Genomic DNA, 17981 nt, shown 5'->3' with positions numbered 1-17981 from the left:
CGTCTAGAAAGGGAGCGCGAAAGCCCGGTCGAGGCCGACCTCGATGAGGATGCCGATCAGAAGCTCCAGAAGGACGATGGGGATCGCCATCATCACCGGAACGGCGAGGGCGATGCGCGCCACGAGATAGGCGAAGCGCAGCGCCAGGACGAAAAAGGCGAAGAGCAGGAAGGACAGGACCGGCAGCGGCACGATGCCGATGGCATGCAGGGCGTGCGGCAGGGCGAACATGCCGGCGATCAGCACCGAGCTCCAGTTGCGCGCCACGATGAAGGGCACGTAATGGGTGGAGACGCCGAGCGGGCGGGCCAGCAAGGCGAAGAGGACCGGAAAGGCCAGCCAGTCGAGGCCGAGACCCAAGAGGCGCACGCCGACGAAGCCTGAGGTGAGCGCTACCGCTTCCCCGCCCGGCCCGGTGGAAAGCGCGATCTCCTCGGAGATGAGGGCGATCATCGTGAAAGGGATGATGAGGAAGACGGCGGCGAAGGAACCCCAGAAGCCGTCGAGCGTCAGGTCGAGCTCCTGCAGACCCTCCACGCGGCCGTTCATGACTTTCCAGGCGCCGGAAAGCTGGCGAGCGATGTCTTTGGGAATCATGCTGCCTTGAAGATGCGATCGAGGAAGGCTTCGTAGATGCGCGCCAGTTCGCCGATCTCGGAGACGGGCGCGCGCTCGTCGGTCTGGTGCATGGTGCGCCCGACCAGACCGAGCTCCACCACCGGGCAGTAATCCTTGATGAAGCGGGCATCGGAGGTGCCGCCGCCGGTCGACAGGGCCGGCCGTGCGCCGGTGATCGCCGCGACGGCATCGGAGAGGCTCGCGATCAGCGTCTCCTCGCGCGTGAGGAAGGATTCGGAAGGCGCCGGCCCCTCTTCGAGCCGCCACTCGATGTCGCGGCCGAGCGCGGTGGCCGCGGCGGCGATGCGGCGCTCGAACTCGGCCCGCAGCGTGTCGCGCGTCCACATATCGTTGAAGCGGGAATTGAGGCGGGCGCGGGCGCTGCCGGGAATGACGTTCCAGGCCTCGTTGCCCGTGGAAACGTCGACGATCTGAAGCGTCGAGGGCTCGAAGCGCTCGCTGCCGGTATCGAGCGGCTCGGAGACGAGGCCTGCCAGCAGCGCCATCAGCAGGGGCACGGGATTGTCGGCCAGATGCGGATAGGCGGCGTGCCCCTGGCGTCCCGAAACGGCAAGCGTGACGGAGAAGGAGCCGCGGCGGCCCACCTTGATCTGGTCGCCCACCCGGCCCGCCGAAGTGGGCTCGCCGACGAGGGCCGCCGAAAAGCGCTCGCCGCGCCCGGCCGCCCAGGCGAGCAGCTTCTTCGTGCCGTTGACGGAAGGCCCTTCCTCGTCGCCGGTGACGAGAAAGGAAAGCCGGCCGCCGAATTGCGGGCGTCGGGCGAGGAAGCGCGAGGCCGCCCCGGCCATCGCCGCGATGGCGCTCTTCATGTCGACGGCGCCGCGGCCGTAGAGAACGCCGTCCTCCAGCGCGCCGGAAAAGGGCGGATGACGCCAGGCGGCCTCCTCGCCCGGCGGCACGACATCGACATGGCCGGCGAAGGCGAGGTGATACTCGCCCGTTCCGATGGCGGCGAAGAGATTTTCCACGTCCGGCGTGCCCGGCTCGGAAAAGACCGGCCGATGCACCTCGAAGCCGATGCCGCGGAGAGCCTCCTCGAGCACGTCGAGCGCCGGTCCCGCCTCGGGCGTCACCGAGGGGGCGCGGATCAGCGCCCCGGCAAGATCGGCCGCCTCGATCATGCTCACGAGCCGAAAGGGGACGTCGCGGGCGGGCCCCAGCGGTTGCTCTCTGGCTCGCCTTCCAGGATGCCGAGATCGACGACCGCCCAGATCGGCCCGATGACGGGGACGAGGACGATCAGCGACCACCAGCCGGAGCGGCCGCGATCGTGGAAGCGTTTCACGTGACAGGCGATGCCGCCGAGGAAGATGAGCACGCCGACGACGAAAGGCACCAGCCCGTCGCTGCCGAAGAGGATCCACGAAATCAGCCAGACGACATAAAGACCGATGACACCGAGCCACCAGTCGCGACGGCCGATGCGGCCCTCGAAGCTCGTATAAAGATATTTCCAGTCCATCAGGGGCCTCCTTGGACGGGTCGGATCAGCGGGGCGGCATATCCGCAGCCTCGCCGAAACGGTTCTGGCCGGGGGTGCCGCGCACCAGGCCGAAGGCAATGGTAGCGAAAATCGACAGGATCGGAACGAGCAACACCGCCGCAAAGGCGCCGGGCGCGTTGAAATCGTGCAGCCGCTTGGCGCCGATGGCGATCGAGGAGACGATGCCGACGAGAAGGGCGAGGCCGCCCAGCGAGCCGCCCTGCAGGGTGACCTCGGAGGTCTGCGGGTCGATGCTGGGATGGACGAGGAAGGCAAGCAGCGCCACCAGCCCGAAATTGGCGAGCCAGTAGACTTCCCGGCCGATGCGGCCGTCGAAGCGGAAGAAGAGCCAGAGGAAGCGGCGCAGCATCAGACGGTCTCTCGGGCAGATGCGGCAGGGCGCATGGACGCGCCCGCCTGGGGTCTCGTGCCCAGATAGGGTCTTGCCCACGCATTTCCCAATGCATGCGGCGAAGCTTCGCGAGCGATGAGCCCCAATCGCATCAGCTCCTGAGCAGATCGTTGATGGAGGTCTTGGCCCTGGTGCGCTCGTCCACCCGCTTGACGATGACGGCGCAGTAAAGGCTCGGCCCGAAATTCTCGCCCGGCAGGTTCTTGCCCGGCAGCGTGCCCGGTACCACCACCGAATAAGGCGGCACCTCGCCGACGAAGATCTCGCCGGTGTTGCGGTCGACGATCTTCGTCGAGGCGCCGAGATAGACGCCCATGGAGAGGACCGAGCCCTCGCGCACGATGACGCCCTCGGCGACCTCGGCCCGGGCGCCGATGAAGCAATTGTCCTCGATGACGACCGGGCCCGCCTGCAGCGGCTCCAGCACGCCGCCGATGCCGGCGCCGCCGGAAAGATGCACGTTGCGACCGATCTGGGCGCAGGAGCCGACCGTCGCCCAGGTGTCGATCATGGCGCCCTCGCCGACCCGGGCGCCGAGATTGACGAAGCAGGGCATCAGGACGGCGTCCGGCGCGATGAAGGCGGAGCGGCGCACGATGCAGTCCGGCACGGCGCGGAAGCCGGCCTTGCGGAAATCCTCCGCGCCCCAGCCGACGAATTTGGAGGGAACCTTGTCCCACCAGACGGCGCCGCCCGGCCCGCCCTCGATCACCTGCATGTCGGTGAGGCGGAAGGAAAGCAGCACGGCCTTCTTAAGCCATTGATTTACATGCCAATCGCCGTCGGCACCCTTTTCGGCAACCCGTTCCTCTCCACTGTCGAGCAGGGAGAGCGCGGCGTCGACGGCCTCGCGCACCTTGCCGTCGCTCGCGGGCGAAAGCGTGTCGCGCTCCTCGAACGCCTCGTCGATGGTCGCGGCAAGCGCGCTGTGGTCAGCCATTCCTCTTCCCCTGGCAGAAATCCCCCGGCTGCCTAAGCCGACCGGCCGGGTCCGTCAATCTTGCCGCCATCGACGCGGAGCGGGCTGGGCGAGGCCGAAGCGGGATGCTAGAGGCGATCGGCCATGACGCATTTCGACCTCGACCAGCGCCTGGAATCGGACAGCGTGCCCCTCGCGGAGCTCTCGCTGTGCGAGGTCCGGATCATGCGCGACGCCACCTATCCCTGGCTGCTGATGATCCCGCAACGGCCCGGCCTTTCGGAGATCATCGACCTTTCCGGCGAGGAGCAGGCGCTCATGATGCGCGAGATCGACATCGTGGCGCGGGCGCTGAAGACGGCGAGCGGATGCGACAAGCTCAACATCGCCGCGCTGGGCAACCAGGTGCGGCAGCTGCATGTGCATGTGATCGCGCGCTTTGAAGGCGACGCGGCCTGGCCGGGCCCGGTCTGGGGCGCCGCAAAGCCGCGCCCCTGGGAGGCCGGCGCGCTTTCCGATCTCGCCCGCAAGCTGCTCGAGGCGATCGGCGAGGCCGCGCCCGCATGAACTTCTTCGAGCGGCCCTATGCCGAGATGAGCGGCGAGAACGCCTTCGCCGGCAACCCGATCGACCGCCAGGCCGAGCACCGGAGCGAGACTTCCATCGCCGAAGCGCTCCGCGCGCCCGCCGCGCGCATCCATCTTCTCGCCGAGGACCGCCCCCTGATCCGCTTCGGCTCCGCGCCGGAGGCGACCTTCACGGAGCGCGAGGCTGAGGCGCTCGGGCTGGCGCGCGAGAGCCTCATCCTTCTCGGCTTTACGCCGGAGGGGCCGCGGCTTGCCGGAAACGTTGCCGAGAGGGAAACCTGGCCGGAGCCGGTGAAGGCGGTGGACCTGCGCTCGCTCGCCGTGCAGGCGCTGCTGCCGGCGGAAGAACTCGGCGCCCTCGCGCAGGCGCGCTCCATGCTCGCCTGGCACCAGAGCCACGCCTTCTGCGCCCGCTGCGGCTCAAAGAGCGAAATGCGCGGCGGCGGGGCGCGGCGCGAATGCCCGGCCTGCGGCGCGCCGCATTTTCCGCGCGTCGATCCGGTCGTCATCATGCTCGCCATCGACGCGGCGGCCGATGCATGCCTGCTCGGCCGCCAGCCGCGCTTCGCGCCCGGCGTCTATTCGGCGCTCGCCGGCTTCATGGAACCCGGAGAGACGATGGAGGCCGCCGTGCGCCGCGAGATCCAGGAGGAGGCCGGCATCGACATCGGGCGCGTGCGCTACCATTCCAGCCAGCCCTGGCCCTTCGTCTCCTCGCTGATGATCGGCTGCCACGCGGAGGCCCTGTCGAGCGCCGTCACGCCCGACGAGAGCGAACTGGAGGATTGCCGCTGGTTCTCCCGCGAGGAAGTGGGGACGATGCTCGCCGGCACGCATCCGGACGGGCTCGCCGTGCCGCCGCGCATGGCGATCGCCAACCGGCTGATTTCAGAATGGGCGAAGGGCGGCAGCTGAAGACAGCAGACGGGGCTGCGCGACCGCGCGACCGCTCGCCGGCCCCAGACTTGCGGCAGCTTCCCGCTCAGCCGGCTGCCTCCGGCAGCCACCCTCTCCCTCGGAGGGGAGAGGGTTGGAGCTCGGGGCAGGCCCGTGCGCTGCCCTATCCCCTGGAAGGCCTGAGCGCCCGGTTGGCTTCCGGCTCGGCCTGGCTCGCCCGGAAGGGATGGGCCGGATAGACGCCGACGATGCGGAACTCGGCGGAGAAGAACTGCAGCTCCTCCAGCGCCAGCGCCAGCATCTCGTCGTCGGGATGGCCCTCCACATCGGCATAGAACTGCGTGGCGAAGAAGGTGCCGCCGAGCTGGTAGCTCTCCAGCTTGGTCATGTTGACGCCGTTGGTGGCGAAGCCTCCGAGCGCCTTGTAGAGCGCGGCCGGCACGTTGCGCACGCGGAAGATGAAGGAGGTGACCGCCGGGCCGGCCTCGATCGAGGGGTGCCGTGGCTCGCGCGACAGGATGATGAAGCGCGTCGTGTTGTGCGCCTCGTCCTCGATATCGGAGGCGAGGATATCCAGGCCGTAGACCTCGGCGGCAAGGCGGGTGGCGATGGCGGCGCGGCTCCTGTCGCCGAGATCGGCCACCTGATGGGCCGAGCCCGCCGTATCGGCCGCGACCTCCGCCTTCAGCCCATGCTGGCGCAGGAACTTGCGGCACTGGCCGAGCGCCATGACGTGGCTCTGCACGGTGCGGATATCGGCCAGGCTCGCGCCCTTCAGCCCGAGAAGCTGATGACGGATCGGCAGGAAGTATTCGCCGATGATGGAAAGGCTGGAGGAGGGCAGAAGATGGTGGATATCGGCGACGCGGCCGGCGACCGAATTCTCAATCGGGATCATGCCGAGATCGGCCTCGCCCGATTCCAGCGCCTGGAAGCAATCCTCGAAGGTGGAGAGCGGCACGGCCTGCGCCTCGGGAAAGACTTCCTGGCAGGCGATATGGGAGTTCGCTCCCGGCTCGCCCTGGAAGACGACGCGGCGGGCCTTCAACTCGTTCATGCTTCAGCTCCTGAAATGATCCGCCTCGCCCGCTCCAGATCGGCCGGCGTGTCGACGCCGAGCGGCACGGTATCGACGATGGCGACATCGATCCGCATGCCGTTTTCGAGGGCGCGAAGCTGCTCCAGCTTCTCGCGCTTCTCCAGCGTGCCGGCAGGCAGGGCGACGAAACGGGCCAGCGCCGCGCGGCGATAGGCGTAAAGGCCGATATGGTGGTAGAGCGCGCCCTCGCCGTAGGGGGCGGTGGCGCGGGTGAAATAAAGCGCGCGCAGGCGCCGCTCGCCGGTCGGCGTGCCGACGACCTTTACCACGTTGGGATTGGTGCGCTCCTCCTCCACGGCGATTTGCGCGGCGATGGTGGCGATGTCCGCCTCGCCCTCCGTCAGGGGCGCGAGCGCGGCGGCCAGCAGCGCCGGATCGAGCGTCGGCAGGTCGCCCTGCAGGTTGACGACGAGATCGTGGGCGCCGGCGGGATCGAGCTTCTGGAGCGCCTCGGCGAGCCGGTCGGAGCCGGAGGGATGATCGGAGCGGGTCATGACGGCGGTGGCGCCCGCCCGCTCGGCGGCCTCGGCGACCGCCGGGGCGTCGGTCGCCACGACGACGGGACCCAGCCCCGCCTCCAGCCCGCGGGCGACGACATGGGCGATCATGGGCCGGCCGGCGATGTCGGCCAGCGGCTTGTCTGGCAGGCGCGTGGCGGCAAGCCGGGCGGGAATAACGATGATCGGATTCATTGGAGAGTAACCGAACTGCGTCAGAAAACGCGGCAGGCCCGGCGCTTATACGCCTTGATGGGGCCCGTCAAACCGGATAGTCGGTCCGGGGAGCAGTCTTGCCGGCTGCCCACCCACCGCCCTATCTGGTCCCGAGCCAACGATCCGGAGTTCACATCTCGATGCATTCGCCCGCTTGGAACACTTATGCCATGGCCATCCTCGGGACATTGCTGGTCACCTTCGGCCTGTCGTATCTCGGCGGCACCCTCTTCGAGCAGGAGGCACCCGAGACGCCGGGCTACGTGATCGCGGTGGCGGAGCCGGAAGGCGACACGCAGACGGCCGAGGCCGGCGACAGCGGTCCGGCGCCGATCGCCACGCGCCTCGCCAGCGCCGACCCGGAGGCCGGCAAGACCACGGCGCGCCAGTGCGCCGCCTGCCACAATTTCGAAAAGGGCGAGGGCAACAAGATCGGCCCGATCCTCTGGAACGTGGTCGACCGCGAAGTCGCCTCCGTGCCGGACTTCGGCTACACGGACGCGATGCGCGAATTCGCCAAGACCGAGGGCACCTGGACCTACGAGCATCTCGACACCTACCTCAACGACCCGAAGGGGCTGGTGCCGGGCACGGCGATGAACTTCTCCGGCATCAAGAAGCCGGATGCGCGGGCGAACGTGATCGCCTATCTGCACACGCTTTCCGACAACCCGGCGCCGCTGCCTGAGGCGGATGCCGCGCCCGCCGCCGAGGGCGAGAGCGCCGGCGGCGAGCAGGCCGCAGCCGAACAGCCCGCAGCCGAACAGCCGGCCGCCGAGGCCCCGGCTGCGGAAACGCAGGCCGCCGAGAGCCAGCCGGCACAGCCGGAAGCCGCGCCCGCCGCCGAGCAGCCGGCCGAGCCGGCGCAGCAGCAGGCCGCCGCCGAACAGCCGCAGCAGGCGGCAGAGGCCGCCCCGGCGGGCCAGGAGAGCGCCCCGGCCGCCAGCGGCGGGGAGAGCGAGAATCCCGAGCTGATCGCCATGATCGCCAGTTCCGATCCGGCCGCCGGCCAGAAGCTGACCAGCCAGTGCAAGGCCTGCCACACCTTCGAGCAGGGCGGCCCGAACCGCATCGGACCGAATCTGTGGGGCGTCGTCGGCCGTCCGGTCGCCTCGCATGAAGGCTTTTCCTACACCGACGCGATGAAGCAGTACGGCGAGAAGATCGGCAACTGGAGCTACGCGCATCTGTCGACCTACCTCGCCGATCCGCGCGGACAGGTGCCCGGCACGAAGATGATCTTCCAGGGCATCAAGAAGGAAGAGGACCGGGCGAAGCTGCTCGCCTATCTGCGCACCCTCTCCGACAATCCGCAGCCGCTTCCGGGCCAGTAAGGGCCGAGCACGGCATGCGGCAGGCAAGCGTCTGCCGCATGGCCCGCGAAAGAAACGTTCTTTGCCGGGCGGCTTCCTGCCTTAAATTTTAGTCAGAGTACGGCGCGGCGGGGTGAATCCCCGCCGCGTCATGCGTATGATCGCGCGTAACACGACAACAGCGGACCCCGCCCTTGACGATGCGACGCCCTACCCGCCTCACCCTTCTGCCAGCCGTCCTCGCCGCCAGCCTGCTGGCGGCCAGCCTGCCGGCGAAGGCCCAGGACGCCACGGCCCCGGAGGCGGCGGGCGCCAAGGAATGGCGCCACGCCACCTCGCTCATCAAGGCGCCGAAATACGGGCCGGACTTCGCGCATTACGACTACGTGAACCCGGACGCACCGAAGGGCGGCACGCTGAACCAGGTCGCCATCGGCACCTTCGACAGCTTCAACCCGTTCCTCGTGCGCGGCACCGTCGCGGCCGGCCTCGGATCGATCGTCAATGCGCGCGGCGGCATCGGCTACGACAGCCTGATGGAGCCCTCCGAGGAGGAGCCGAGCACCTCCTACGCCCTCATCGCCGAGGCGATGACCTATCCCGACGACTATTCCTCCGCCACCTTCCGGCTCAATCCGAAGGCGAAATGGCATGACGGCGAGCCGATCACGCCGGAGGACGTCGTCTGGTCGTTCGAGACGCTGAAAGAGATCAACCCGCAGTACAACCAGTACTACCACAACGTCACCGGCGCCGAGATCACCGGCGAGGGCGAGGTGACTTTCACCTTCGACCAGAAGGGCAACCGCGAACTGCCCAACATCATGGGCGACCTCGTCGTGGTGCCGAAGCACTGGTGGACGGGCACCGACAAGAGCGGGAAAAAGCGCGACATCACCCAGCCGACGCTGGAGCCGCCGCTTTCCTCCGGCCCCTACCGGATCAAGTCCTTCATCCCGGGGCGCAGCGTCGTCTGGGAGCGGGTGCCGGATTACTGGGGCAAGGACCATCCGCTGCGGGTCGGACGCTACAATTTCGACGAGATACGCTACGAGTATTTCCGCGACGCCAACGCGGCATGGGAAGCCTTCACCAAGGGCGGCATCTACGATTTCCGCGGCGAGAACCGCGCCCAGCGCTGGGCGCAGGGATACGACTTTCCGGCGGCGCAGCGCGGCGACGTGAAGAAGGAAACCTTCCAGACCACCGCCGGCGAACCGATGCAGGCCTATGTGCTCAATACCCGGCGCGAGAAGTTCTCCGACCGGCGCGTGCGCAAGGCGCTGACGCTCGCCTTCGACTTCGAGGCGATGAACGACAGCCTCTTTTTCGGCCTCTACAAGCGCACAAGCTCCTATTTCCAGGGGACCGAGCTCGCCTCCTCCGGCCTGCCAGAGGGCCAGGAGCTGGAGGATCTGGAGAAGGTGCGCGACAAGGTTCCGCCGGAGGTCTTCACCGAGGAATTCAAGCTGCCCGTCTACGACAGCGCGGACGCCCGGCGCAGCCATCTGCGCGAGGCCTTCCAGCTCCTCAAGGAGGCCGGCTACCAACAACGCGGCGGCAAACTCGTCAACGCCAAGACAGGCGAGCCCTTCACCATCCAGTTCCTCGGCAACGACCCGAACGACGAGAAGATCTTCTCGCCCTATGCCAACACGCTGCGCCGGCTCGGCATCGACACCTCCATCCGCATCGTCGATTCGGCGCAATACCAGGCCCTGACGGACGATTTCGATTACGACGTCATCGTCGGGGTGTTCGGCCAGTCGCAGTCGCCCGGCAACGAGCAGCGCGAATACTGGGGCTCGTTCGCCGCCGACCAGAACGGCAGCCGCAACGCCGCCGGCATCAAGAACGAGGCGGTGGACGCGCTGATCGACAACATCATCTACGCGCCCGACCGAGACAGCCTCGTCGCCGCCACGCATGCGCTCGACCGGGTGCTGTTGTGGAACTACTACATGGTGCCCGGCTGGAACCTGCCCGAGCTGTGGCTCGCCTACTGGAACAAGTTCGGCATTCCCGAGGAGCAGCCCAGCTATTCCGGCGTCGACATCTTCTCCTGGTGGGTCGACCCGGAGAAGGAAAAGAAGCTCGAGGTCGGCGGGTGAGAGGATTTACCCGCCGCAGCGCGCTCAAGGGCGCGGCCGGCCTCGCTCTGTTCGCGCCGGGGCTTGGGGCCCCGGGACTTGGGCGGCTGACATCGCTCGCCGCCGCCGCAACGCCGGCGGGCGCGCGCCACGGCATGTCGCTCTTCGGCGACCTCAAATACGCGCCGGACTTCGGCCACCTCTCCTATGTCGACGCCGCGGCGCCGAAGGGCGGGCGGATCGTCATGCTGGCGCCCAACGCCGTCTTCAACCAGAGCTTCTTCACCTTCAACACGCTCTCCTCCTTCTCCACCAAGGGAGACGCGCCGCCGCGCATGGAGCTCACCTTCGCCTCGCTGATGAAGCGCGCCGCGGACGAGCCGGACGCGCTCTACGGACAGGCGGCGGAGAGCGTCGCCCTCTCCGATGACGGCAACGTCCTCGTCTTCCGGCTGAGAGAGGCGGCGCGCTTTTTCGACGGCACGCCGCTGCTGGCATCCGACGTCGCCTTCTCGCTGACGACGCTGAAGGAGAAGGGGCATGCGGATATCGTGCTGCCCCTCCGGCAGATGGTCTCCGCCGTGGCGAGCGGCGAGCGCGAGGTGACGGTCACCCTCTCCGGCCGGCAGTCGCGCGAGCTGAAGCTCGTCCTCGCCGAGCTGCCGATATTCTCGGCGAAATGGTACGAGGGGCGCGAATTCGGCGCCTCGACCCTGGAAGCGCCGCTCGGCTCGGGCCCCTACCGGGTGGGCAACCTGCAGCAGGGCCGCTTCATCGAATACGAGCGCGTGCCGGACTGGTGGGGCGCCGACCTTCCCATCAACCGCGGCGCCTACAATTTCGACGTGATCCGCATCGAGTTCTTCCGCGACCGGCAGTCCGGCTTCGAGGCCTTCAAGAAGGGCGCCATCACCTTCCGCGAGGAATTCACCTCCAAGACCTGGGCGACGGAATACAATTTTCCGGCGATGGAGGCGGGCAAGATCAAGAAGGAGCTGCTGCCGGCCGAGGCGCTGCCCGACTTCCAGGCGTGGTATCTCAATACGCGGAGCGAAAAGTTCGCCGATCCGCGCACCCGCGAGGCGATCGGCCTCGCCTTCGACTTCGAATGGCTGAACACCAACCTCTTCTACAATTCCTATACCCGCACGAGCTCCTTCTTCGAAAAGTCCGTCTATGCGGCCGAGGGAGAGCCGTCCGAGGCCGAGCTCGCCATCCTGGAGCCCTTCCGAGACCGGCTTCCCGAGACGGTCTTCGGCCCGGCGGTGACGCCGCCCGTCTCGGACGGCTCCGGCGCCGACCGCACCAATCTGAGGCGCGCCTCGGAGCTTCTCAGCGAGGCCGGCTGGCAGCGCCAGGGCGGCCAGCTCACCGGCGCGGACGGCACGCCGCTTTCGATCGAGTTCCTGATCCAGTCGGACCCGACATCGGAGCGCATCCTCGGCAAGTTCGTCGCATCGCTGATGCGGCTCGGCATCGACGCGACGATCCGGCCGGTGGATTCGGCGCAGTTCCAGGCCCGGCTCGACGAGTTCAACTTCGACATCATCGGGCTGCGCTTTTCCGGATCGGCGACGCCGCTCGAAAGCCTCAAATCCTCCTTTTCCTCGGAAGCGGCCGGCCTTTCGTCCTCGCGCAACTATGCCGGCATCCGCAACGAGGTGGTCGACACGCTGGTGGACATGGCGCTCGCCGCGCCCGACCGCGACAGCCACCGGACCGTGGTGACGGCGCTCGACCGGGTGCTGCGCGCCCACCACTACGTCGTGCCGGAATGGTACCAGGACAGCCACAAGGTGGCGCATTGGGACCTCTTCAGCCGACCCGCAACGAAGCCCGCCTTCGATTTTCCGTTCGAGACCACCTGGTGGTACGACGAGGAGAAGGCGAAGCGAATCGGCATGGCCGGCTAGTCGCGGACGACAGAGCCCACGGAGACGCATGGCCGCTTACATCCTGAGACGCGTTCTTCTGATGATCCCGACCATCCTCGGGATCATGGCGATCAGCTTCGTCGTGGTGCAGTTCGCGCCCGGCGGGCCGGTGGAGCGGGTGATCGCCCAGCTGCAGGGCACCGACGTTTCGGCGACGGCGCGGATCGGCGGCTCCTCGGGCGGCGATTTCTCGGCCGGCGGCAACAGCCAGTCCGGCGGCGGCACCGATGCCGGCATCACCTCCAAATATCGCGGCGCGCAGGGGCTCGACCCGGAATTCATCCGCCAGCTGGAAAAGCAGTTCGGCTTCGACAAGCCGCCGCTGACGCGCTTCGGGCTGATGATCTGGAACTATGCCCGCTTCGATTTCGGCGAGAGCTATTTTCGCGACATCTCCGTCCTTGCCCTGATCAAGGAGAAGCTGCCGGTCTCCATCTCGCTCGGCCTTTGGATGACGCTCCTGTCCTACGCCATCTCCATACCGCTCGGCATCCGCAAGGCCGTGACGGACGGCTCGCCCTTCGACGTCTGGACCTCGGCTGTTGTCGTCGTCGCCTATGCCGTGCCGGGATTTCTCTTCGCGATCTTCCTCATCGTCTTCTTCGCCGGCGGCTCGTTCTTCGACTGGTTTCCCCTAAGGGGCCTGTGGTCGGAGCAATATGCGCGGATGGGCTTCTGGGAGTGGATCACCGACCCCAGGGCGCTCGCCGACTATTTCTGGCACCTGGCGCTGCCGCTCATCTCCATGGCGCTGGCCGCCTTCGCCACGACGACGCTTCTGACCAAGAATTCCTTCCTCGACGAGATCCGCAAGCAATACGTGGTGACGGCCCGGGCAAAGGGGCTGACGCAGCGGCAGGTCCTCTACGGCCACGTCTTCCGCAACGCCATGCTGATCGTCATCTCCGGCTTTCCGGCCGCCTTCGTCTCGGCCTTCTTCGCCGGCTCGCTGCTGATCGAGACGATCTTCTCGCTCGACGGGCTCGGCCTCCTCTCCTTCGAGAGCGTCATCAACCGCGACTATCCGGTGGTCTTCGCCACGCTCTACATCTTCTCGCTGATGGGCCTCATCGTGCAGCTCATCTCCGACCTCACCTATACCTGGATCGATCCCAGGATCGACTTCGAGAGCCGGGAGGTCTGAGCGGATGGACGTGAAGACGGACCGGGAAAAGAAGACGGACGGGCCGGCAGGTCCGGTGCCGCCGCATGCGCCCGATGCCGGAAGGCCGGACGCGCAGATGGAGGCCCCCGGGCCGCTGCCCGGCCAGGAGGCGGCGCCGGCCAGGCGGCTCTTCTCGCTCTCGCCGATCAACCGGCGGCGCTGGGACAATTTCAGGGCCAACCGGCGGGGCTACTGGTCGCTGTGGATCTTCCTCGTCCTCTTCATCGCCTCGCTCTGCGCCGAGCTCCTCGTCAACGACCGGCCGTTCCTCGTCTCCTACAAGGGCGAGTTCTACTATCCCGTCCTCGTCGACTATCCGGAGGAGACCTTCGGCGGCTTCCTGGCGACCACCGACTACCGCGACCCCTTCATCGCCGACGAGATCAATGCCAATGGCTGGATGATCTGGCCGCCGATCCACTATTCCTACCGCACGGTGAACCGCGATTTTCCGACCGAGGAGCTGAAGGAAGCGCTGGGCAGGCCGATCGGCTTTCCCGCCCCGCCGACCTGGCGGATCGCGGGCTCCGTCTGCCCGGGCGACACCGAACAGCTTCAGCGCTTCTGCGCCAAGGGGAACTGGAACTGGCTCGGCACGGACGACCAGGGCCGCGACGTCGTCGCCCGGCTCGTCTACGGCTTCCGCATCTCCGTCCTCTTCGGCCTGCTCTTGACGATCTTCTCATCCGTGGTGGGCGTGGCGGCCGGGGCGGTGCAGGGCTATTTCGGCGGGCGGGTCGACCTCTTCTTCCAGCGCTTCATCGAGATCTGGACGGCGATCCCGGCGCTCTATCTCCTGCTCATCATCTCCTCCATCCTGCCCCCCGGCTTCTGGGTGCTGCTCGGCATCCTTCTCCTCTTCTCCTGGGTGGCGCTCGTGGGCGTGGTGCGCGCGGAGTTCCTCAGAGCGCGCAACTTCGAATACGTGAAGGCGGCGCGGGCGCTCGGCGTCTCCAACCTCACCATCATGTTCCGGCATCTGCTGCCGAACGCGATGGTGGCGACGCTCACCTTCATGCCCTTCATCCTCAACGGCTCGATCACGACGCTGACCTCGCTCGACTTCCTCGGCTTCGGCATGCCGCCGGGCTCGCCCTCGCTCGGCGAGCTGCTCGCCCAGGGCAAGGCGAACCTGCAGGCGCCCTGGCTCGGCATCACCGGCTTCATCGTCATCTCGCTGATGCTGTCGCTCCTGATCTTCGTCGGCGAGGCGGTGCGCGACGCCTTCGACCCGCGGAAGACCTTCGCATGAGCGGCTCCCTCCTCTCGGTCCGCAACCTTTCGGTCGACTTCACCCAAGGGGGATCGACGACGCATGCGGTGCGGAACGTTTCCTTCGACATCGGCGCCAAGGAGACGGTGGCGCTGGTCGGCGAATCCGGCTCGGGAAAATCGGTGACGGCGCTCTCCGTCCTGCAGCTCCTCACCTATCCGCCGGCAAGCCACCCTTCGGGCGAGATCCTGTTTCGCGACCGCGAGCTCCTCAGGGCCGGCGAGAAGACGATGCGTGAGGTGCGCGGCAACCAGATCTCGATGATCTTCCAGGAGCCGATGTCCTCCCTCAACCCGCTGCACACGGTGGAGCGGCAGGTGGGCGAGGTGCTCGACGTGCATCGGGGCATGAGCGGGGCCGCGGCGCGCAAGCGCGTCCTGGAACTCCTCGACCAGGTGGGCATCCGCGACCCGCAAAGCCGGCTCGGCTCCTACCCTCACCAGCTTTCGGGCGGGCAGCGCCAGCGCGTCATGATCGCCATGGCGCTCGCCAACGAGCCGGATCTCCTGATCGCCGACGAGCCGACGACGGCGCTCGACGTGACCGTGCAGGCGCAGATCCTCGACCTTCTGGCGCGGCTCAAGGAAGAGCAGCACATGGCGATGCTGTTCATCACCCATGACCTCGGCATCGTGCGCAAGGTGGCCGACCGGGTCTGCGTGATGACGGAGGGCGAGATCGTGGAGCGCGGGCCGACGGAGCAGATCTTCACCCAGCCCGAACACGCCTATACGCAGCATCTGCTGGCCGCCGAGCCGAAGGGCTCGGCCCCGGCCACCGACACCAGCGGCCAAGTGATCGTGGAGGCCGACAACCTGAAGGTCTGGTTTCCGATCCGGCGCGGCTTCCTGAGGCGGACGGTGGGCCATATCAAGGCGGTGGACGGCATCGACATCAAGGTGCGCGAGGGCGAGACGCTCGGCGTCGTGGGCGAATCGGGCTCCGGCAAGACGACGCTCGGCCTCGCCATCCTGCGCCTCATCTCCTCGGAGGGCCGCATCGCCTTTCTCGGCCGCGACATCCAGGGCTCGGCCTTCCGGGACATGCGCGCGCTCAGGAGCGACATGCAGATCGTCTTCCAGGATCCCTACGGCTCGCTGTCGCCGCGCATGGTGATCCGCGACGTCGTCGGCGAAGGCCTCGCGGTGCACGAGCCGGGGCTTTCGGCCGACGAGCGCGATCAGCGCGTCATCAAGGCGCTGGCGGAGGTCGGCATCGACCCGGCCACCCGCTTCCGCTATCCGCACGAATTTTCCGGCGGCCAGCGCCAGAGGATCGCGATCGCCCGCGCCATGGTGCTGGAGCCGAAATTCGTCATGCTGGACGAGCCGACCTCGGCGCTCGACATGAGCGTGCAGGCGCAGGTCGTGGACCTCTTGCGCGCCCTGCAGCGCCGCCACGGCCTCACCTATCTGTTCATCTCGCACGACCTCAAGGTGGTGCGGGCACTCGCCAACGAGATCATCGTGATGCGCGAGGGCAAGGTGGTGGAGGCGGGGCCTGCGGAGGAGATATTCGACCGGCCGCAGACCGATTACACGAAGGCGCTGATGGCCGCCGCCTTCGACCTTGAAGTTGCCTTTGGCGGAGCCCTCAACGCATGACCACCGTTCTTCTTTCCCTTGCCGTCTGGAATCCCGCGCGATGGCTGACCTCGCTGCAGGAAAGGCTGCCGGACGAGAAGGTGATCGCGCTCGAACCCGACGGCAGCTTCGCCGGCACCGACGCCGAGCTTGCGGAAACGGAATACCTCGTCGCCTGGAAGCCGCAGGCCGAACTCTTCGCACGCCTGCCGAAGCTGAAGGCGATCCTGTCCGTCGGCGCGGGGGTCGACCATCTCCTCGACATCCCGACCCTGCCGGATCTGCCGATCGCGCGGATCGTCGATCCCGACCTCACCAACCGGATGGTGGAATACGTCGCCTGGCAGGCGCTGCACCATCTGCGCCTCGGGCCTTCCTACCAGGCGCTGCAGCGCGCCGGTCAGTGGCGGGCGTTGCCGCAGCCGGCGGCGCGGGAGGTGACGGTCGGCATCATGGGGCTCGGCGTGCTTGGCATCGCCTCGGCCGAGCTTCTCATCCAGCTCGGCTTCCGGGTGACCGGCTGGAGCCGGCGGGCAAAGGACGTCGCCGGGGTGGTCGGCTATCACGGCGACGGGCAGCTGCGCGCCTTCCTCGGCGATACCGACATCCTCGTCTGCCTGCTGCCAGATACGCCGAAGACGCGCGGCATGCTGAGCGCCAAGCTCTTCGGGCAGCTGCGCCAGGACGGACCGCTGGGCGGGCCGATCCTCATCAATGCGGGACGCGGCAGGCTGCAGAACGAGGCGGATATCGCCGCCGCGCTCACGAACGGCCTTCTGAGAGGCGCAAGCCTCGACGTCTTCGCCGAGGAGCCGCTGCCGGCCTCAAGCCCTCTGTGGAAGCTCGACAACCTCTTCATCACCCCGCATGTCGCCTCGGTCTCCGACCCGGCGGTGCTGCCGCGCCTGATCGCAAGGCAGGTGAAGCGGATGGAGGCCGGGGAAGAGCTTCAGTACCTCGTCGACCGATCCGCCGGGTACTGAACCGGCGGCGGGGTGAAGGCCATATTGGCCGCAAGAATCACCCGCTCGTCCGGGTGGTCGAGCTGCTGGAAGCTCATCACCTGAAGCGCGTTCTCCACCTTTTCCCATAGGCCGGGGCGGATCGCCGCCGAGGTCATGTCGATGGCCAGAAGCCGGGTGCGCTTCAGCGTGCGCACGGCGCCGGCAAGGATTTCCGGCTCCACGCCCTCGCCGTCGATCTTCAACAGGTCGATCGCCGGCAGCGCCACGATCTGCGGCAGGGCGTCGAGCGGCCAGGCCTCCACGGAGATGGAATCGCGCGGACGGCCGGTGCGGCGGATCAGCGAACTCTTCGTCGCATCGCCGGCAAGATAGAGCTTCAGCGCCTCGCGGCCTTTCCAGACGGCGCAGGAGACGAGGCGGACATGATCGAGCCCGGCGACATTCTGGGTGAGGCAGGAAAAGGCCCGCGGATCTGGCTCGATCGCCACGACCTGCGCCCCCGCATCGGCGCACAGGAGAGTGAGCTCGCCGATATTGGCCCCGACATCGACGATGACGTCGCCCTCGCGCGGGAAATAGACCCCCCCGATCCCGTATTTGTCGCCGACGAGATGCAGCCTGGCGCCGATCCCCTGCCGGTAGCGCGGAACGCGGCTGAGATTGGGCAGAACGAGGCGCCTCAGCCCGTCATCGATGACGACCCGATCCGGATCGGCGAGAAGCTCCACCGGGCGGCCGCGCCCGTGCCGCATGGCCTGCAAGCTGAGATGCAGCTGGTAGTAGCGACGCAAAAGCTGCACCGGCACGACCGACAGCACGGCGTTGCCAAGCTGGCGTGCAGGCATGCGCAGCGAAGGAAAAGGCAAGGATGTGGCCATGTGTTTTCGCCGACTAAGAAAACGACGCGAG

17 protein-coding genes are annotated in these 17981 nt (G+C 67.6%); 9 read left to right on the top strand and 8 right to left on the bottom strand.

Features of this window, described 5'->3' with window-relative positions:
- Positions 1-3: 3 nt before the first annotated feature.
- From CLD20_RS11105 to dapD, 5 genes are all read right to left on the bottom strand, one after another.
- Complete coding sequence (locus CLD20_RS11105; protein WP_224406687.1) at positions 4-597, bottom strand: hypothetical protein; 594 nt, start codon at positions 595-597, stop codon at positions 4-6.
- Positions 594-1760 (bottom strand): succinyl-diaminopimelate desuccinylase, encoded by a 1167-nt coding sequence (dapE, locus tag CLD20_RS11100; protein ID WP_224406686.1) that lies wholly within the window; start codon positions 1758-1760, stop codon positions 594-596. Before dapE ends, CLD20_RS11105 begins: the two co-directional genes overlap by 4 nt.
- A gap of 2 nt (positions 1761-1762) precedes the next feature.
- Positions 1763-2101, bottom strand: coding sequence for a DUF805 domain-containing protein (locus tag CLD20_RS11095; RefSeq protein ID WP_224406685.1), 339 nt, complete (start codon positions 2099-2101; stop codon positions 1763-1765).
- A gap of 25 nt (positions 2102-2126) precedes the next feature.
- Positions 2127-2492, bottom strand: coding sequence for a DUF805 domain-containing protein (locus tag CLD20_RS11090; RefSeq protein ID WP_224406684.1), 366 nt, complete (start codon positions 2490-2492; stop codon positions 2127-2129).
- Between the two features lie 133 nt (positions 2493-2625).
- The gene (gene dapD, locus CLD20_RS11085) at positions 2626-3474 is read right to left on the bottom strand and encodes a 2,3,4,5-tetrahydropyridine-2,6-dicarboxylate N-succinyltransferase (RefSeq protein ID WP_224406683.1); all 849 of its coding nucleotides are present in this window, start codon (positions 3472-3474) and stop codon (positions 2626-2628) included.
- 123 nt (positions 3475-3597) lie between these two features.
- Between dapD and CLD20_RS11080 the strand changes: the two genes are divergently transcribed.
- Together CLD20_RS11080 and nudC are read left to right on the top strand one after the other, a co-directional pair.
- Positions 3598-4020 (top strand): HIT family protein, encoded by a 423-nt coding sequence (locus CLD20_RS11080; RefSeq protein ID WP_224406682.1) that lies wholly within the window; start codon positions 3598-3600, stop codon positions 4018-4020.
- Positions 4017-4955, top strand: a complete 939-nt coding sequence (gene nudC, locus CLD20_RS11075; RefSeq protein WP_224406681.1) for an NAD(+) diphosphatase — start codon at positions 4017-4019, stop codon at positions 4953-4955. The genes CLD20_RS11080 and nudC overlap by 4 nt, the downstream gene beginning before the upstream one ends.
- A 145-nt stretch (positions 4956-5100) precedes the next feature.
- Here the strand turns inward: nudC and CLD20_RS11070 are convergent, their stop codons facing one another.
- Together CLD20_RS11070 and CLD20_RS11065 are read right to left on the bottom strand one after the other, a co-directional pair.
- Positions 5101-5994, bottom strand: coding sequence for a prephenate dehydratase (locus CLD20_RS11070; RefSeq protein WP_224406680.1), 894 nt, complete (start codon positions 5992-5994; stop codon positions 5101-5103).
- Positions 5991-6728 carry a 3-deoxy-manno-octulosonate cytidylyltransferase gene (locus tag CLD20_RS11065; protein WP_224406679.1) on the bottom strand — a complete coding sequence of 246 codons (738 nt, stop codon included), beginning with the start codon at positions 6726-6728 and terminating at the stop codon, positions 5991-5993. The genes CLD20_RS11070 and CLD20_RS11065 overlap by 4 nt, the downstream gene beginning before the upstream one ends.
- A gap of 161 nt (positions 6729-6889) precedes the next feature.
- Between CLD20_RS11065 and CLD20_RS11060 the strand changes: the two genes are divergently transcribed.
- From CLD20_RS11060 to CLD20_RS11030, 7 genes are all read left to right on the top strand, one after another.
- On the top strand, positions 6890-8083 hold the full coding sequence (locus tag CLD20_RS11060; protein WP_224406678.1) for a cytochrome c family protein: 1194 nt from the start codon (positions 6890-6892) through the stop codon (positions 8081-8083).
- 179 nt (positions 8084-8262) lie between these two features.
- Entirely contained in the window at positions 8263-10173 is a 1911-nt protein-coding gene (locus CLD20_RS11055; protein ID WP_224406815.1) for an extracellular solute-binding protein, read from the top strand.
- Positions 10170-12065 (top strand): extracellular solute-binding protein, encoded by a 1896-nt coding sequence (locus CLD20_RS11050; RefSeq protein WP_224406677.1) that lies wholly within the window; start codon positions 10170-10172, stop codon positions 12063-12065. Before CLD20_RS11055 ends, CLD20_RS11050 begins: the two co-directional genes overlap by 4 nt.
- A gap of 28 nt (positions 12066-12093) precedes the next feature.
- Positions 12094-13230 carry a microcin C ABC transporter permease YejB gene (locus tag CLD20_RS11045; RefSeq protein ID WP_224406676.1) on the top strand — a complete coding sequence of 379 codons (1137 nt, stop codon included), beginning with the start codon at positions 12094-12096 and terminating at the stop codon, positions 13228-13230.
- A gap of 97 nt (positions 13231-13327) precedes the next feature.
- A complete protein-coding gene (locus CLD20_RS11040) occupies positions 13328-14503 on the top strand; it encodes an ABC transporter permease (RefSeq protein WP_224406814.1) in 1176 nt (391 codons plus the stop codon).
- Positions 14500-16128: an ABC transporter ATP-binding protein gene (locus tag CLD20_RS11035; protein WP_224406675.1), complete on the top strand. Its 1629-nt coding sequence runs from the start codon at positions 14500-14502 to the stop codon at positions 16126-16128. The genes CLD20_RS11040 and CLD20_RS11035 overlap by 4 nt, the downstream gene beginning before the upstream one ends.
- A complete protein-coding gene (locus CLD20_RS11030) occupies positions 16125-17090 on the top strand; it encodes a glyoxylate/hydroxypyruvate reductase A (protein ID WP_224406674.1) in 966 nt (321 codons plus the stop codon). Before CLD20_RS11035 ends, CLD20_RS11030 begins: the two co-directional genes overlap by 4 nt.
- Here the strand turns inward: CLD20_RS11030 and CLD20_RS11025 are convergent.
- The gene (locus tag CLD20_RS11025; protein ID WP_224406673.1) at positions 17057-17950 is read right to left on the bottom strand and encodes an FkbM family methyltransferase; all 894 of its coding nucleotides are present in this window, start codon (positions 17948-17950) and stop codon (positions 17057-17059) included. The genes CLD20_RS11030 and CLD20_RS11025 overlap by 34 nt on opposite strands.
- Between the last annotated feature and the right edge of the window lie 31 nt (positions 17951-17981).

It is taken from the genome of Afifella sp. IM 167 (genome assembly GCF_020144925.1).
In the GTDB taxonomy this organism is placed as follows: Bacteria; Pseudomonadota; Alphaproteobacteria; order Rhizobiales; family Afifellaceae; genus Afifella.
This window is presented reverse-complemented; position numbering and strand designations above follow the sequence as displayed.